At 42.5% G+C, this 16,399-nt stretch carries 14 protein-coding genes and 1 riboswitch; of the genes, 7 read left to right on the top strand and 7 right to left on the bottom strand.

Features of this window, described 5'->3' with window-relative positions; translation table 11 throughout:
* Positions 1–6 precede the first annotated feature (6 nt).
* The 4 genes from acnB to AN395_RS14175 all read right to left on the bottom strand — a co-directional run bounded on the left by acnB (position 7) and on the right by AN395_RS14175 (position 6,419).
* Positions 7–2,604 (bottom strand): bifunctional aconitate hydratase 2/2-methylisocitrate dehydratase, encoded by a 2,598-nt coding sequence (gene acnB, locus AN395_RS14190; RefSeq protein WP_004588162.1) that lies wholly within the window; start codon positions 2,602–2,604, stop codon positions 7–9.
* 308 nt (positions 2,605–2,912) lie between these two features.
* Complete coding sequence (locus AN395_RS14185) at positions 2,913–3,971, bottom strand: OmpA family protein (protein WP_004588161.1); 1,059 nt, start codon at positions 3,969–3,971, stop codon at positions 2,913–2,915.
* A 334-nt stretch (positions 3,972–4,305) separates the two neighbouring features.
* Positions 4,306–5,712, bottom strand: coding sequence for a YdiU family protein (locus tag AN395_RS14180; protein WP_054983378.1), 1,407 nt, complete (start codon positions 5,710–5,712; stop codon positions 4,306–4,308).
* 2 nt (positions 5,713–5,714) lie between these two features.
* A complete protein-coding gene (locus AN395_RS14175; protein ID WP_054983377.1) occupies positions 5,715–6,419 on the bottom strand; it encodes a DNA-3-methyladenine glycosylase I in 705 nt (234 codons plus the stop codon).
* A 194-nt stretch (positions 6,420–6,613) separates the two neighbouring features.
* Positions 6,614–6,810, top strand: a riboswitch (Lysine riboswitch).
* 128 nt (positions 6,811–6,938) lie between these two features.
* On the opposite strand from AN395_RS14175, the gene dapA reads away from it, so the two are divergent.
* The 5 genes from dapA (at position 6,939) to AN395_RS14150 (ending at position 12,155) form a co-directional block, all read left to right on the top strand.
* Positions 6,939–7,823, top strand: coding sequence for a 4-hydroxy-tetrahydrodipicolinate synthase (gene dapA, locus AN395_RS14170; RefSeq protein ID WP_054983376.1), 885 nt, complete (start codon positions 6,939–6,941; stop codon positions 7,821–7,823).
* A gap of 15 nt (positions 7,824–7,838) precedes the next feature.
* On the top strand, positions 7,839–8,579 hold the full coding sequence (locus AN395_RS14165; RefSeq protein ID WP_054983375.1) for a 2,3,4,5-tetrahydropyridine-2,6-dicarboxylate N-succinyltransferase: 741 nt from the start codon (positions 7,839–7,841) through the stop codon (positions 8,577–8,579).
* Complete coding sequence (locus tag AN395_RS14160; RefSeq protein ID WP_054983374.1) at positions 8,579–9,784, top strand: PLP-dependent decarboxylase; 1,206 nt, start codon at positions 8,579–8,581, stop codon at positions 9,782–9,784. The genes AN395_RS14165 and AN395_RS14160 overlap by 1 nt, the downstream gene beginning before the upstream one ends.
* Before the next feature lie 5 nt (positions 9,785–9,789).
* A complete protein-coding gene (locus AN395_RS14155) occupies positions 9,790–10,911 on the top strand; it encodes a succinylglutamate desuccinylase/aspartoacylase family protein (protein WP_054983373.1) in 1,122 nt (373 codons plus the stop codon).
* Between the two features lie 209 nt (positions 10,912–11,120).
* The gene (locus tag AN395_RS14150) at positions 11,121–12,155 is read left to right on the top strand and encodes a phospholipase A (protein ID WP_024032006.1); all 1,035 of its coding nucleotides are present in this window, start codon (positions 11,121–11,123) and stop codon (positions 12,153–12,155) included.
* A 72-nt stretch (positions 12,156–12,227) separates the two neighbouring features.
* Here AN395_RS14150 and AN395_RS14145 read toward each other — a convergent pair whose 3' ends face one another.
* Entirely contained in the window at positions 12,228–13,121 is an 894-nt protein-coding gene (locus tag AN395_RS14145) for a bifunctional GNAT family N-acetyltransferase/hotdog fold thioesterase (protein ID WP_024032005.1), read from the bottom strand.
* A gap of 431 nt (positions 13,122–13,552) precedes the next feature.
* On the opposite strand from AN395_RS14145, the gene AN395_RS14140 reads away from it, so the two are divergent.
* Positions 13,553–14,254, top strand: a complete 702-nt coding sequence (locus AN395_RS14140; protein ID WP_054983372.1) for a spermidine synthase — start codon at positions 13,553–13,555, stop codon at positions 14,252–14,254.
* Here the strand turns inward: AN395_RS14140 and dtd are convergent.
* Positions 14,251–14,688 carry a D-aminoacyl-tRNA deacylase gene (gene dtd, locus AN395_RS14135; protein ID WP_054983371.1) on the bottom strand — a complete coding sequence of 146 codons (438 nt, stop codon included), beginning with the start codon at positions 14,686–14,688 and terminating at the stop codon, positions 14,251–14,253. The genes AN395_RS14140 and dtd overlap by 4 nt on opposite strands.
* A complete protein-coding gene (locus AN395_RS14130) occupies positions 14,689–15,591 on the bottom strand; it encodes a virulence factor BrkB family protein (protein ID WP_029773504.1) in 903 nt (300 codons plus the stop codon). It abuts the gene before it with no gap.
* A gap of 85 nt (positions 15,592–15,676) precedes the next feature.
* Here AN395_RS14130 and AN395_RS14125 point away from each other — a divergent pair, with 85 nt between their 5' ends.
* The gene (locus tag AN395_RS14125; protein WP_004588426.1) at positions 15,677–16,333 is read left to right on the top strand and encodes a DUF2959 domain-containing protein; all 657 of its coding nucleotides are present in this window, start codon (positions 15,677–15,679) and stop codon (positions 16,331–16,333) included.
* The last annotated feature ends 66 nt before the right edge of the window (positions 16,334–16,399 follow it).

Here is a 16,399-nt window from a genome sequence, read left to right as displayed (position 1 = left end):
TTTAAATTATACAGCTTGCTGAATAATTACGTTGTCTGCTTTTTTAGTGTACTGAGGCATACGGTGGAAGTTCAAGTAACGGTATGTATCTGCAGCCGTTGCATTGATTTTCTCTGCGTATTCTTGGTACTCAGCTGGTGTAGGTAATTTACCTAAAATTGCCGCTACTGCAGCAAGCTCAGCTGATGCTAAGAATACATTTGCGCCTGTACCTAAACGGTTAGGGAAGTTACGTGTTGAAGTAGAAACAACCGTTGCTTTATCAGCAACACGTGCTTGGTTACCCATACACAGTGAACACCCTGGCGTTTCGATACGTGCACCAACACGACCAAAGATACCGTAGTAACCTTCGTCAGTTAGTTGGTCTTTATCCATCTTCGTTGGTGGAGCTACCCAAAGTTGAGTTGGGATACGACCAGTAAAGCCATCTAGTAATTTACCCGCAGCACGGAAGTGACCAATGTTAGTCATACAAGAACCGATGAATACTTCGTCGATTTTCTCGCCAGTAACATCAGAAAGTAAACGCGCATCATCTGGGTCATTTGGAGCACAAAGGATTGGCTCTTTAATTTCTGCTAGGTCGATTTCTACAACGTGCTTGTACTCTGCATCAGCGTCAGCTTCCATAAGTTCTGGGTTAGCTAACCACTCTTGCATTGCATTAATACGACGTTCGATTGTACGTACATCGCCGTAACCTTCAGAGATCATCCACTTAAGCATAACAATGTTAGACTCAAGGTATTCGCTGATAGACTCTTTAGAAAGCTTAACAGTACAACCTGCTGCTGAACGCTCTGCTGATGCATCTGATAATTCAAACGCTTGTTCAACAGTTAAGTGCTCAACACCTTCAATTTCTAGTACGCGACCAGAGAATTCGTTGATTTTACCTTTTTTCTCTACTGTTAATAAGCCTTGCTTAATACCGTAGTAAGGGATTGCGTGTACTAGGTCACGTAAAGTGATGCCTGGTTGCATTTCACCTTTAAAGCGAACCAAAATAGACTCAGGCATATCAAGTGGCATAACACCTGTTGCTGCTGCGAACGCTACTGCACCTGAACCCGCTGGGAACGAAATACCTAATGGGAAACGTGTATGTGAATCACCACCAGTACCTACAGTATCTGGTAATAACATACGGTTTAACCAAGAGTGAATTACACCATCACCAGGGCGAAGTGAAACACCGCCACGGTTCATGATGAAATCAGGAAGCGTATGGTGAGTGTTTACGTCAATTGGTTTAGGGTAAGCAGAGGTATGACAGAATGACTGCATTGTTAAATCTGCAGAGAAACCTAAACATGCTAAGTCTTTAAGCTCATCACGTGTCATAGGACCTGTAGTATCTTGCGAACCTACAGTCGTCATTTTTGGCTCACAGTATTGGCCAGGGCGAATACCTGCTACGTTACATGCTTTACCAACCATTTTTTGCGCTAGTGTAAAGCCTTTATCAGACACTTCTGTTACTGCTGGTACTTTAAATACGTCAGTAGCACCTAAACCTAAAGAGGTACGTGCTTTGTCTGTTAAACCACGACCAATGATTAGAGGAATACGGCCGCCGGCACGTACTTCATCTAAAATTACGTCTGATTTAAGCTCAAAAGTAGAGATAACGTCATCAGTACCGTGGCGCTTAACTACACCTTCGTATGGGTAAATATCAATTTGATCACCCATGTTGAACTCATCAACATTTAACTCGATTGGTAACGCACCTGAATCTTCCATTGTGTTGAAGAAGATAGGCGCAATTTTGTTACCTAAACATACACCACCAACGCGCTTATTAGGTACGTATGGGATATCATCACCCATAAACCAAAGCACAGAGTTAGTTGCAGATTTACGAGAAGAACCAGTACCTACAACGTCACCTACGTATGCAAGCGGTAAACCTTGAGTTTTTAATTCTTCAAGTTTAGTGATTGGACCTACTTCACCCGCTTTGTCAGGAGTGATACCGTCGCGCTCATTTTTTAGCATTGCTAAAGCATGAAGTGGGATATCTGGACGTGACCATGCATCTGGTGCAGGTGATAAATCATCAGTGTTTGTCTCGCCGGTTACTTTAAATACAGTAACAGAGATTTTTTCAGCAACAGCTGGCTTGTTAGTAAACCATTCAGCGTCTGCCCAAGATTGAATAATCTTTTTAGCGTGCTCGTTGCCTGCTTTTGCTTTTTCTTCTACGTCGTAAAATGCATCAAACATTAATAATGTGTTTGATAGACCTTTTACAGCGATAGGCGCAAGGGTTTCGTCATCAAGTAGCTCAATCATTGGGGCGATGTTGTAACCACCTAACATTGTACCTAATAGTTCTGCTGCTTTTTCTTTAGATACTAATGGAGATTGTGCTTCGCCTTTAGCAACTGCCGCTAAAAAGCCTGCTTTGATGTATGCTGCATCATCAACGCCTGGTGGTACGCGGTTGATTAGTAAATCTAAGATGAACTCTTCTTCACCCGCTGGTGGGTTTTTAATTAGTTCAATAAGATCAGCCGTTTGCTGAGCATCTAATGGCGCTGGTACGATACCTAACGCGGCACGTTCTTCTACGTGTTTACGATATTCTTGTAGCACAATATTGCCCTCTTGGTGACGTGAAAGTATTCGGTAGCGCATCATGCGCAAAAAAAGTAACCCAATACTTATAGTATTCTAACGCGGGATTATAAAGCTTTTATGTATAGATGAAAATCCATCCAGCTAAGCAACTGATTATACCGACTATAAATATTATGAATAGTGGTAAGCGTAAATTCTATTTTCGTGAATGTTTGTTAAGTAATAATCATTCTTGTTTAATCAGGTTAATACTGCATATGCAGTTTTAAAGGCATAAAAAAACCCAGCACTAAGCTGGGTTTTTAAAATAAAGTAAGTAACTATTAACGCTTAACTTTTACACGTTCAATAGATTTTACATGTGCTTCTACACGACGGTTTTCAGCGTGAGCTTCTTTCGTGTTAGCTGTGTTTTTAAGACGTTCTTCACCTAGACCAACAGTTGTAATGCGATCTTCAGCAATGCCATCTTTAATTAGCTCTTGTGCTACATCATCAGCACGCTTTTTAGAAAGCATCTTGTTGTAGTTTGCGTTACCTACAGCTGATGCGTGGCCTTCAAGTAGTACAGTTGTATCTTCGTGCTCTTTTAAAAACTCAGATACTGATGCAATGTCGTCAAAGTAACGTTGACCAACTTGTGCAGAATCATGTGGGAAAGTAACTAATAAGCTTGTTGTTACTTCACGGTCTTCGTATAAAGTACAGCCATCGCCATCAACAGCGTCTGTCATTGGCGTGTTAGGACATTTATCATCTTTATCTAGGATGTTGTCGTTGTCGCTGTCTTTAGGTTCTACAGGTACTTCTACTACTGCTGTAGGCGCTGGCTCTACAGGCTGAGCAGGCATAGAGTTTTGGCCAAATAAGTAGTTAATACCAATTTTAGCACCTACATCTGTGTAACCTTTATCAAGACCTTGGTATACCGCAGTTTCAGCGTTTACGAAAAAGCCATCAGTAATAAAGTGTTGGTAACCAACACCTGCGTTTAAGAATGTGTTGTCATCTACTACGTCCATTTCTTTAATACCGAATAGACCGTAGAAAGGACCGCCGTCAAGGTGGTAAAGCGCATCAATACCGTAACGCTCGCCGTCGATATTATTACGATTGCCCGCAGCTTTATCGAACGCGTTAAAGTCCATATCTGCATACTCAAGGCGTGCGCTCCAGTAATCGCTGAAACGGTAACCTGCTTCTACACCCCAACCAGTTGACTCGTTTACGTCAAGGCCAGCTTGAGCGCGCATGTTTTCCCATGACGCATCATAGTAGTCACCAAATGCACCAATGTAGAAACCTTCTTCTTTATCGGCAGCGAATGTAGACGCGCTAGTTGCAGCTAACGCAATTGCAATTGTAAGTGATTTTAATTTCATTGTTTTCTTCCCATTTTAACAACTTAGAAAATTGTAGCTAATCAATACTAGCTCAACCAGTTTTATACACACTACCCGAGCTTTTGTTAATCGATACTTAACGAAAAATAAAGTTTATAAATTTTTTCAACGATCTACAGGCATTCCAACCACCAATTGTAGGTTAAGTAAAAATTTTTACCTAATCTGCAATTAATAAATTATGGTAATTTATAAATAGTTACTTTTTATGAATGCGCACAATAACACCGAGCGAGTAACTGCTCAATCATTGTACACTGCATTATTTAAAAATGACTATTTATAATCAAAAACTTACAATTAATTACAATACTTAAGTACCGCAAAAAGTTTGATAGCCCTTGTCATCTTTACCTGTCTCTTGAAAGCGGGCTAAGTTAGCTGTTTTATCATATGGGTTACTCATCACCGTTAAAAAGTCGCTTAGCAGCTCGCTCTCGCCGTGCTGATTATATTGCGCAAGTATTTCTTCGACGATGTGATTACGCGGTATAACCCTTGGGTTAGCCGCTCTCATTAGGTTATAGCTGTTTTCATCACATCTTTTTTGCCATAACTGGGCCCATTGCGTTAATTCATCTGGCACTTTGCCACCCTTTAATGACTCGGTTAGGGCATCAAAGGTGTTGGTGTAATCGAGCTTATGCTCTTGAAATAACAATAATAACTTACTTACAAGCTCTACATCGTCTTCTTTATAACCTGCTAAGCCTAATTTTTGTGCCCACATTTGATTATATTGCGCGTTAAATAACGTAGAAAACTGATTAATTAACGGCGCCATTAAACTTACAGCTTGTTCGTCATCTTCATGTATAAGCGGTATTAGGCTCTCGGCTAAACGCGCACAGTTCCAACTTACAATATTTGGCTGATTACCATAGGCATAGCGACCTTGCTTATCAATTGAGCTAAACACGGTATCAAAATCAAAGGTATTCATCATTGCACACGGGCCGTAGTCGATAGTTTCGCCGCTTATCAAGGTATTATCAGTATTCATAACGCCATGAATAAAGCCCACTCGCATCCAGCTAATAACCAGCGCTAGCTGACTATTTATAACGGCTGCTAAAAAGTCTAAATAGCGCTGAGCCCCTGCTGATTGAATACTTGGGTAATGACGCTCAATGGCTACATCAGCTAATTTTTTTAATCCCTCTACATCACCTTGAGTTGCTAAATACTGAAACGAGCCAACGCGAATATGGCTACTTGCTAAGCGGGTAACAATTGCGCCTGGTTGCGGCGGATTACGATAAACAGCTTCACCTGTGCCTACAACAGCCAAACACCTCGTGGTTTTAATCCCTAAGCCATGCATAGCTTCGCTCATAATATACTCGCGAATAGCGGGGCCTAGTGCACATCGCCCATCGCCTCCTCTTGAAAAAGGCGTGGCGCCTGAGCCTTTTAACTGAATATCCCACAGCTGATTTTTATCATCGCTGATAGCACCCAGTAAGTGCGCTCGCCCATCCCCCAAGCGCGGCGAAAAGTGCCCAAACTGATGCCCAGAATAGCCAAGCGCTACAGCATTTACCGGTTGTGGCTCGTTACCAGCAAAAGTACTGGCGCGCAGCGCAGGCTCAACATCTATCTTAAACTGCTGTGCTAACGCTTCGTTCCACAAAAGTAATTGCGCAGCAGCAACGCTTGATGGACTGTCCTCTATTGCAAAGTTATCTGCTATGTCTGTGTATCTTGGCACTAGTTTCATGGTTAATCCTCTGTTTGTTGGCTTATGCCTACGCGATTGTCGCCCACGCTGTAAGCCACAATTAAGCTAAGTTCTTGCAGGCTCAAACCACTTTGCTTTTGCATTTCGTTAAAAAACGCCTGTGCGCCAGTGAGTGACTTTTTAGTTTGCAGGCCGCCATCTATAATTTTGTGCGCTCTTAGGTAACTTTCCACATCTCGCGAAAGTAAAAAAGTATCTTTACCAAGCGCTCTTAAGGCATACGGGCCTGTATTGCCGCCCAAACGGGCGCCGTGTTTTTTTAAATGCGCCCATAAACCAATAATGTCATCGCCTGGCCAGTTAGCTACAAATTGGCTAAAACTGCCATGTTGCTGTGCTATTTCGTGGATCATGTATGCATTTTCAGGAATTGTTTTTACCTTTTTATAATTACGAATAATGCGCTCATCAGTTGCTTTTTGCTCGAGCATATCGGGCGGCATCATAAGTAATTTATCAACACTAAACTGCCAAAAAACCTCTCTAAAACCTGGCCATTTACTGTTTATTACCGACCAGTAAAACCCGCTTTGAAATACTTTACGGGTAAACTCTTCAAGCCAATCGTCGTCACTTAATGCGCTTAATGCTTTTTTAGATAAGGGTTTTGCGAGTAATAACTTAAGCATTTTTTCAGAACCTTTTCGCTCTACTGCTCGCTTATAAATATCGCTAAATTTTTCCATACTTATTAAATACCTCATCACTGCTCATAGGGTTAGTTTACGAGAAAAGCAGCTAATACGTAACCACCCACATTTTCGATGAACTAATCTGTATCCTGCAACTTGACACCTAGACGGCTAAAATGTTTTAATCGCCGCAATTACCCTATTTAAATTGTATTTTGTTAAACCTTTTGCGGTTAAACAAAATACAAAGGGCTAGAAGAGGTGCGTTATTCAGGTAGCGTATGTTAGGAGCGCAAACTCCAGTGAGCATATGTGAGGGGAATACCGCCGAGAGGTAAACGCTTTTGCGAAGCAATTACTTCGGGCGACTAGGTTGAATCCTAGCGACTGTCACCAATAGCTGTTTTAGAGCAGCTTATTAGTTTGGTGGAGAGCTTCTGGTCTTAAATAATAAAGCCGTGCGCCCTATTATTTTAAGCCCATTCGCTCTTCGAATACTGTTCGAACGACGTTAATGCGGCTCACATCATACAGCCTCCTTAATATCTCGAACACCTTATAGGTTCGTAAGAGATGATTCACAACTTCAATTTAGACGACTACGCACTGTGGACAGCGCTTGTTACGCCGTTTGATCAACAAGGTAATGTTGACTACGGCACGCTCACAGCACTTGTTAGCGAACAAGAAGCGGCACACAACGGTATTTTACTGCTCGGTAGCACAGGTGAAGGCTTAGCCCTTACGCTTAAAGAGCAGCAAGGCATTGTTGAGCACGTGTGCCAATTAAAACCCAGTGTACCGCTTATGGTTGCTGTTGGTGGTAATAATTTGGCCCAACAAAAAGAATGGGTTAGCTACTGTAACCAATTACCTATTCACAGCTACTTATTAGGCTCGCCTCTTTATGCAAAACCAGGGGCTGTAGGTCAAACACATTGGTACGAAAGCTTATTAAACGAAAGCGCGCATCCGTGTATGTTGTACAACGTACCTGGGCGCAGCGGTGTAAGCATTCCTATCGAAACCATTGAAAACTTAAAAGCGCACCCAAAACTGTGGGCTTTAAAAGAAGCCAGTGGCAACATCACCCAATTTGAAGCATACCGACAAGCCGCGCCTAATTTAGCGCTATACAGTGGCGACGATGCACTTATGCCCTACTTTGCCCAAGCAGGTGCAAAAGGCTTAGTTTCGGTTGCGGCCAATGCATGGCCTTTGCAAACACACGAATTTGTAAAGCGCAGCCTAAGCGGTCAACACCCCAATTTATTTGCTCAGTGGACTCGCGCTATCAATAGCCTATTTGCTGTAGCAAACCCTATTCCCGTTAAAGTGCTAATGCACCAGCAAGGGCGTTTAAATAGCCCACTGTTGCGCCCACCTTTAACGCATCTTGAGTTAACGCAAACCGATTGCATTACCACTGCAAACGACACCATTTTATCTTGGCATTAAACACAGGTTTTTATAATGAGCTGGTTAGAACTACTAAATAATTTAGAATCGGGCGCAGTACGCGCAGCATCACAAAACGAAAGCGGCCAATGGGAAGCTAACGTAGAAGTAAAACAAGGCATTTTAGAAGCCTTTAAAAATGGAACTAACACCGAGTTTGCAGGCGGGTTTGTTGATAAGCACAACCTTGCACCGCAAGAATTTAGCACTGAAGATGGCGTGCGTATGGTACCAGGTGGTACCAGTGTTCGCCGCGGTGCCTACGTAGCTAAAGGCACTATTATTATGCCACCAGCGTACGTAAATATTGGCGCATACATCGACGAAGGTACTATGGTTGATAGCCACGCATTAGTGGGTTCATGTGCACAAGTTGGTAAAAATGTACATTTAAGCGCAGCTGTTCAACTTGGTGGTGTACTTGAGCCAATTGGGGCAAGCCCAGTCGTGGTTGAAGACGATGCGTTTATTGGCGCAGGTTGTGTCATTGTTGAAGGCGTAGTGGTTAAAAAAGGCGCGGTACTTGCCCCAGGTGTGCGTTTATCTGCCACTATTCCGGTTTACGACTGTGTTAACGAGCGCCAGCTAGATAAAGGCGAGCCAATTCCAGAGTACGCTATTGTAATACCAGGCTCTCGCCCTGCGTCTAACGAATGGGCTCGTGAGCAAGGCTTAAGCATGTCGTGTGCACTCATTGTTAAATACCGCGACGAGCAAAGCGATGCATCGTTATTGCTAGAAGAGGTTTTACGATAATGAGCTTTTTGAGCACGCCTATCAAGGCCGCCGTAAATACACTTACTCAGCAACTTGATACACCTTTTTTTGTTTACGACTTAGACAAACTAAACGCACACCTTACCCGTTTAGTTGCGCAAACCGATGTAAAGCTTTGGTATGCGGTAAAAGCCAATCCGCTTTCTAAGGTTATTCAATGCCTAGACAGCGCCGGATTTAACTTTGACGTAGCAAGTAAAGGTGAGCTTGAACAAGTCCTTGCACAAGGTATTAGTTCACAGCGCGTGCTCAACACAGGGCCTGCAAAGAGCCCTAAACAAATTAAACACTTTATTGAGCGCGGCGTGCGTATTTTTGTTGCCGAAAGCCTCAATCAAGTACGTTGGTTAAACCAGCAAGCGCAGCTGCAAAATACGCAGCTGCAAGTATTACTGCGTGTGCAATTACGCTGGCCAGAAGGTGAAAAAAACCCATTAGGGGGTGACAGCCTTACTCCGTTTGGGCTTGGTTGCGATGAATGGCAAGCGCTCAATACTGGCGATTACCCAGCACTTAATTTTGATGGTCTGCATATTTTTCAGTGGGGCAACATGCTTAGCACGCAAAAGCTAAGCGAGCTGTGGTCGCAAATGATTGCACCGCTTACCACCTTGGCTAATAACTTAAATATAAACCTGAAAATTTTAGACTTAGGCGGCGGTTTAGGTATTCCTTACACACCAAACGATGCAACACTTGAGTGGGATGGATTAATCACCGCGCTGGCAAAAATTAAAAAAGATGCGGGTGTAGACGAGCTTTGGATGGAGCTTGGCCGTTACGCTGTAGGCGAATGCGGACATTACGCTAACCCCGTCGTTGAGTGCAAACAAAACTACGGGCAACAGCAAGTTATTTTAACCGGTGGTATTAACCACTTATTACGCCCTGCTGTTACAAGCCAAGATTTTCCTGCGGCGTTACTGCGCGAATCAACAGCGCCAGAACAAGCAATGAGCTTATACGGCCCATTATGTACTGCCCTTGATTGCCTAGGCGAGCATACCCTACCAAGCGATTTAAACGAGCAAGACTGGCTGGTGTTTAGCCAATGTGGCGCCTATGGTTTTACCGAAAGCATGCCCTATTTTTTATGCCATGAACTAGCTGCAGAATACGTGTTACAAAATGGCGAGCTCACGTGTGTGCGCCAAGCAGAAGATGCCAATCACTACTTAAGGTAATAAACATGAGCATAACAACACCCATTAGCCAAGAAAATATTGTAGTAGGGGAAGTAGCAAACGGCTTACCCCTAACTATTCCGGTGTATCGCTTAAAAGGCGATGGCAACGGGCCAAGCGTGTATATTCAAGCCAATATGCATGGCGCCGAGGTACAAGGTAACGCGGTTATTTTTCAGCTGCTAGAGCAGTTAAAACAGCTCAATTTAAAAGGCGACATTACCTTAGTACCTTATGCTAACCCTATAGGTTGTAATCAAAAATCAGGGGAATTTACCCTTGGCCGATTCGACCCTATTACTGGCACTAACTGGAACCGTATGTATCACTACAATAGTGATTTAGTCACCCAGTTTGCACACGAGCATAGCCAGTACGACGATGCAACTTTAAAAAGTAATTTTAAAAAAGCCCTGCTTGATGAAATAGATGCCAAACTTAATGGCCCAGCTTACTTGCTCAATACCGGTAAACGCATTGCGCTTAACCTGCAAAAGCTTGCGCATCAAGCAGATATAGTGCTCGACTTACACACGGGGCCTATTTCAAGTAAGCATCTGTACTGTCCAACGTATGCCAGCGACAGTGCACGTTATTTTAATATTGAACACGTACTGCTTATTCCAAGCGACTTTGATGGCGCAATGGATGAAGCTAGCTTTTGCCCATGGTGGCATCTAAGTGATGCACTTAGTGCGCAAGGCAGGGACTTCAATGTACAGGTTGAGGCCTTTACAGTAGAGCTAGGCAGCCAAGAAAAAATAGATTTAGCAGCCGCCTTTGATGATGCAAACAGCATTTTAAGCTATTTGAACCATAAAAATGTATTGGTAGATGCAGCGCATCAACCTAAGCAGATGACCCGTTATGCGTGCCATTTAGATGACTACTTTGCTTATTATGCGCCGATTGGCGGCATGGTTGAGTATGTTGCTCCGTTAGGCGCACACATAAAGGCAGGCGAGCCAATAGCCCATATATTACGCATGGAGCGCTATTTAACTGAGCAGCCCCTACAAACATTAAGCCTTGATTGCGATGCAATTGCTATTTTGCATTTTGCCTCAGCAAGCGTAAACCAAGGCACTGAACTTTATAAGTTTTTTACTAACGTATTTGAGTTATAACGCACCGCGCTATAACTCCCCCTTCTCATTGCGTGAGAGTAAGTTAACTAACTTACAATATAAGCGGCTATATGCCGCTTTTTTTGATCTGTGATAACGGTGTAAACGTAAGGTAATCAAATAAGTGTAAATTCAGTGAAAGTTCACCGTTACAAATGTAAAAACACGTTATAATTTATAAATCTACCTTACTCTCAAAGGAATAAACAATGAGCTGGCGTTATTGGATTGCAGTTACGGCTTTACTAAGCACACCCTCTTTTGCCCAACAAGAGGTTAAAAAAAATGAACAAGACAACGACATAGAGCTAGTTAAGCAATGTATTTTAAATGAAGTAATTGGTGGCGATGGTAAGCAAACCTTAGACGAGCTGCGTACAAAATGCTCCGCCCTTGAAGAAAACAAACAACTTACCGCACTTGATAAACGCAAGGCTCGCGAAGAGGTAAGCAAAAAAAATCGTAACGTAATTACGCCGCATAAACGTAACTACATTTTACCTTTATCGTATGTCTCGCACCCTAACGATCGCCCGTTTGATGGCTTTGACGAGCTAACAGATGAAGAAAATGGCGAACCCCTTGATAACCTAGAGGCTAAATACCAGCTTTCTATTAAAGTGCCACTGTACGATGATTTTGCAGATGAAGACCAAGCCATATTTTTTGGCTTTACTTTGCAGTCGTATTGGCAGATTTATAACTCAGAGATTTCTTCTCCGTTTCGTGAAACCAACTACGAACCAGAAATATTTTGGGTAAACTACCTAGACCAAGAAAACGTACTTTGGGGCGACGAAATGGCCATAGCGCTGGGTATTTCGCACCAATCTAATGGCCGCAGCCAGCCAAACTCTCGTTCATGGAACCGAATTTACGCCGATTTTATATGGGAAAAGAGCGGTTTTGTATTTAGCTTTAAACCTTGGTATCGCATTGCCGAGGATGAAAAAGACAATATATTAGAAGCCGATGGCGACGACAATCCAGATATTTACAAATACATGGGTTACTTTGAATTTGGCGGGGCGTATCGTTATCACGATCACGAGTTTAGCTTTATGACTCGTAACAATTTAAATTCAGATAACCGTGGTGCACTTCAACTAGATTGGTCATTCCCGCTTTGGGGTCGTTTACGTGGCTACGCGCAGTACTTTAACGGTTACGGTGAGAGCCTAATTGATTATAACGCTGATGTAGAGCGTATTGGTGTAGGTATATTACTTACCGATTTACTCTAATTTATTAATACACCATAAAAAAAGCCAAGCCCTTTTATAAAGTGCTTGGCTTTTTTATTAAAGCGTTACTCGTTATTTTTTAACGGCAAACACCCCTTCAAACTCTGCAACAACATCGCTGCCATCAAATATAGTAACAGGTACTACGTAGCTTGCTTTGCCTGTTGTTTCCAGCTCACTGAGCTTACCTTTACAGGTTTGCACATCAACACAACCGCGTGGGTCGGTATTAAGTGGTTTTAAGTATTTTATAGTGGCATCGGCTAATACAATATTGCCCTCAAGCCCTGCCTCTTTAAGCGCTAAGTACGTTGCGCCCCAACCGGTTAAGGTTGCTAAGCTGTATATAGAGCCTGCAAACATAGTGTTGTGTAGGTTTAAGTTAGCGTCTAAATCAGCACGCGTTGTAAACTGCCAATCTGTGTAGCTTTCTACTTTTATACCCATTGCATCACTAATTGGGATTGATTCACGCCAAATATTTTGCAGTACTTGCGTCCAATCAGGGTGGCGAAACCATCCCGGCTCACTAGGCTTTTGCTTAATCATTTTGAAATGTTGAACATCGCCATACGCTAAGTGGGCTTTTTCTTTTAGCTCATAGCCGTGGCGCTTATAAAACTCAAGCGCACGCTCGCGAGCAAATAACACTAATTCGCCTGCATTTTGCGTCCATGCTATTTTTTCAAGCTCGTGTAATAAACGGCTACCAATATGCTGGTTACGGTTGCCTTCGGCTACGGCCATGTAACGTACTTGCGCTTGCTCATGGTTGTTAAAGTGTAAACGGGCCACACCAAGCACATCACCGTTGTTATTTTTTATAAAGCGATGCTCTGAGTCTTGTTCCATATCATCTTGTTCAGAGCCACGAGGCTCATTCCAAGGCGCACGTAGTACTTCCCAACGTAATTGATAGTACGCTTGCCAGTCTTCGCTGCTCTGCGGTGTAGTTACTTGAAACATATATACTCCTGTTGTTTTGCCGTAAATAAAAAATAAAGGCTACGGCATGTAATCCAACTGAATAACTCTTTAACCTGCACATTGGTTTTTACATTAGAAAATTAAAGATTAAGTTGGTTGGAATTATTATGGCAAATACCATACTCCATCTTTTAAACACTGCCAATACGACTTTGGTAAGCAAGCGAAAAAATAACTGTTTTACCCATCGCATCAGCTAGTTAATGCTGGGCCTTTAGAGATTGAGCATGCACTGAGCGAAGGGTTCTGCCTAGGGGAAATTTACTCTTTGTTGCCTACATGGGTGTAAGCCAGTAGAGTAACGCAGGAGCAGTTACCTAGCCCACTAGGTTACAAATCTCGCGCCGCGATTAAATCGCCCCTAGATTGAACAAACTTTAATCCTGAAAGGTCAACAGGCCCTTAATGTTATGAGCGATTTTATAAACCCTTTAACGGGTGTAGTGAGTAGCCACTTTATTAGTCACAGCCAAGATATTGGGCAACTAGTTTACTGGCATAAATATGCAGGCGATCACATACAGGTTCGCCAATTCGGGCAGCTTCGCTGGCTGCTAATTAACGATACATTGCAATCGGTGATAGAGCTTAACAATCCACAGCGCTTACTATTTCCACATTTAACCTATTTAGCTAAGCAGTGGCAAACCTTAGCACCACCAAATCATGTGTTAGAACTTGGCCTTGGCGGTGGCGCTATACGTAATTACTTACAATACACTTACCCGCAGGCACGCGTAACATCAGTTGAAAAAAATGCAGATATAATTGCCTGCTATACAGATTTTTTCGCTCTTAAAAACCAAAGTGACGTGCAGTGTGATGACGCGCAAAATGTACTTAGCAAGGCACATAACCATGACTGGATTATTCTTGATTTATTTAGCCAGATAGATGCACCACGATTTTTGTTTGAACGCGCTTTTTATCAAAAAATATACGATGCGCTAAACGCAGGTGGCACGTTATTTATTAACTTTTTGTCGCAACATGAGTCGCAGTTAATTCAGTTACAGCAATTACTATTTAATGTGTTTGGCGTAAAAGTAAGCCCGCATAAAATTGCGGGCTTTGTGAATCATATTATTATTGTTACTAAAGCTGGTAATTAAACCGATAAGTTAAACGTAACAGGTCCATCGTTACACAAGCTCACTTGCATATCGGCGCCAAACTCTCCCGTGGCAACACTAATACCTTGCGCTTTAGCTTGAGTTACAAAGTACTCGTAAAGCGCGTTAGCTTGGCTAGGTGTGGCTGCCGATGAAAAGCTTGGCCGCATGCCTTTTTTAGTGTCAGCCGCTAATGTAAATTGCGACACCACGAGTAACTCACCGCCTATATCTTTTAGGCTTAAGTTCATTTTGTCGTTTTCATCGGTAAATATTCGGTAATTACTTACCTTATGCAACAGCTTGTCGGCGGCTTGCTCATCATCTGGTTTTTCAACACCGAGTAACAATAAAATACCTTGGCCAATTTCACCTATAACTTGGTTATCAACTTCTACTTTGGCACTTTTTACACGTTGTATTAAGCCTTGCATTTAACTGCGTTCCTCTGTTTTTAGTTCTTCATCAATGTCTATTTCTGGTGTTTGTGGTACATGATTAGGGCTTATACAGGCGGTAAATTCGGCCCCTAATAACACCACCACCCACGACAAATACACCCACACAAATAAAATAGGAATGGTCGCAACAGCGCCATAAATTACTTCGTACGAAGGAAAATGGCTAATATAAAGCGCAAAGCCTTTTTTAGTCAGCTCAAATAATACTGCCGCAAAAAGAGCCCCCGGTAGCGCAGCCCTAATAGATACAGGCGTGTTAGGCACTAAAGTGTATAACATTAAAAAGCCAATCATCGAAAAGCCATAAGGCACCAGCTTTAACAAAAAGCCACTAAACCCAGGAATGCCCTGATCGGCAAACGACACTAACGAAACAATATACGATGTAACACCAATACTTGCGCCCAGTAGTACGGGGCCTAAGCTCAATACCATCCAATAAACCGCAAAAGAGATCATCATGGGGCGTTTTTTCTTAATACGCCAAATGCGATTAAGCGTGGCATCAACATTACGTATAAGCAGCAATGCAATCGCCGCTAAAAAGCCAATACCCACCGCGGTCATTTGGTTCGCATTGCCAGCAAAGGAGCTTATATGCTCTTTAATCACATCAGATGAGGTAGGTACAAAGTTAGTAAACAAAAAGCTTTCTATGGCTATGCGGGTCGACTCAAACCCCGGGAAGGCCGAAAATATTGCCACGCCTACCGCTATCAAAGGCACTAAAGAAAGCAAAGTAACATAGGCAAGGTAGCCTGCATTCACTGTAATTTGATCGTCTATACAGCGGTTAACGTACTGCATCCACCAGCTTGGCTGTTGCCTTAAAAAGGAGATAGCTTGCTGTTTATAAAGGGAGAGCTTATCATTCATACAATTGACTTGTGCTAATCGAATTTTGATTATGATAGCAATCAGCACCATAATTTACAGCACTTACTGGTAAATAGGGATCCAAATGAAAAAACAAACATTACTTAGCGCCTCGGTACTGGCCATTACGCTTACTTTATCGGGCTGTCAGTCGGCCTATTATTCTGCAATGGAAAAAGTAGGTGTACATAAGCGCGACATTCTTATTGACCGCGTAGAAGAGACCAAAGATTCACAAGAAGAGTCGCAAGAAGAATTTCAATCAGCACTTGAGCGCCTAACAACTTTAATTAATTTTGATGGCGGCGAGTTACAAGATGCCTACAATCAACTTAACGATGATTATGAGTCGAGCTTAGCAGCCGCTAATGAAGTGTCGAGCAATATTAATAAAGTTGAAGATGTAGCAGAAGCTTTATTTGACGAATGGAGCGATGAGCTTGAGCAATACAAAAGCGCGTCGCTTAAGCGCGAAAGCAGTAAAAAGCTAGCGGCTACACAACGCCAATTTAGCCAGTTACTACGCTCTATGCGCAGTGCAGAGAGCAAAATGGAGCCAGTGCTATCGTCTTTACAAGATAACGTACTGTACTTAAAGCATAACTTAAACGCACAAGCGGTTGCCGCTATTAAAGGCGAATTCACTAATTTAAAGCGTGATATTCAAGTGCTGATGAACGACATGAATAAATCAATTGCCGATTCAAACAAGTTTATAGAGCAAATGAATAGCGCTGGCTAATCAATTAAAATCTGCCTAACAAAGCCTGCATATTGCAGGCTTTTTTGTTGTTACGTTTTGTTACCT

This window comes from Pseudoalteromonas sp. P1-30, from assembly GCF_001400005.1.
GTDB lineage: Bacteria > Pseudomonadota > Gammaproteobacteria > Enterobacterales > Alteromonadaceae > Pseudoalteromonas > Pseudoalteromonas atlantica.
The sequence above is the reverse complement of the archived record's forward strand: the minus strand, read 5'-3'. Positions and strand labels throughout refer to the sequence as shown.

Bases quoted from the DNA above. Each gene is read 5' to 3' on its own strand.
- AN395_RS14140 (WP_054983372.1), top strand. From the start codon at position 13,553: ATGAGCGATTTTATAAACCCTTTAACGGGTGTAGTGAGTAGCCACTTT.
- dapA (WP_054983376.1), top strand. From the start codon at position 6,939: ATGATTCACAACTTCAATTTAGACGACTACGCACTGTGGACAGCGCTT.
- AN395_RS14180 (WP_054983378.1), bottom strand. From the start codon at position 5,712: ATGAAACTAGTGCCAAGATACACAGACATAGCAGATAACTTTGCAATA.
- AN395_RS14160 (WP_054983374.1), top strand. From the start codon at position 8,579: ATGAGCTTTTTGAGCACGCCTATCAAGGCCGCCGTAAATACACTTACT.
- AN395_RS14145 (WP_024032005.1), bottom strand. From the start codon at position 13,121: ATGTTTCAAGTAACTACACCGCAGAGCAGCGAAGACTGGCAAGCGTAC.
- AN395_RS14185 (WP_004588161.1), bottom strand. From the start codon at position 3,971: ATGAAATTAAAATCACTTACAATTGCAATTGCGTTAGCTGCAACTAGC.
- AN395_RS14125 (WP_004588426.1), top strand. From the start codon at position 15,677: ATGAAAAAACAAACATTACTTAGCGCCTCGGTACTGGCCATTACGCTT.
- AN395_RS14155 (WP_054983373.1), top strand. From the start codon at position 9,790: ATGAGCATAACAACACCCATTAGCCAAGAAAATATTGTAGTAGGGGAA.
- AN395_RS14165 (WP_054983375.1), top strand. From the start codon at position 7,839: ATGAGCTGGTTAGAACTACTAAATAATTTAGAATCGGGCGCAGTACGC.
- AN395_RS14130 (WP_029773504.1), bottom strand. From the start codon at position 15,591: ATGAATGATAAGCTCTCCCTTTATAAACAGCAAGCTATCTCCTTTTTA.
- dtd (WP_054983371.1), bottom strand. From the start codon at position 14,688: ATGCAAGGCTTAATACAACGTGTAAAAAGTGCCAAAGTAGAAGTTGAT.
- AN395_RS14175 (WP_054983377.1), bottom strand. From the start codon at position 6,419: ATGGAAAAATTTAGCGATATTTATAAGCGAGCAGTAGAGCGAAAAGGT.
- AN395_RS14150 (WP_024032006.1), top strand. From the start codon at position 11,121: ATGAGCTGGCGTTATTGGATTGCAGTTACGGCTTTACTAAGCACACCC.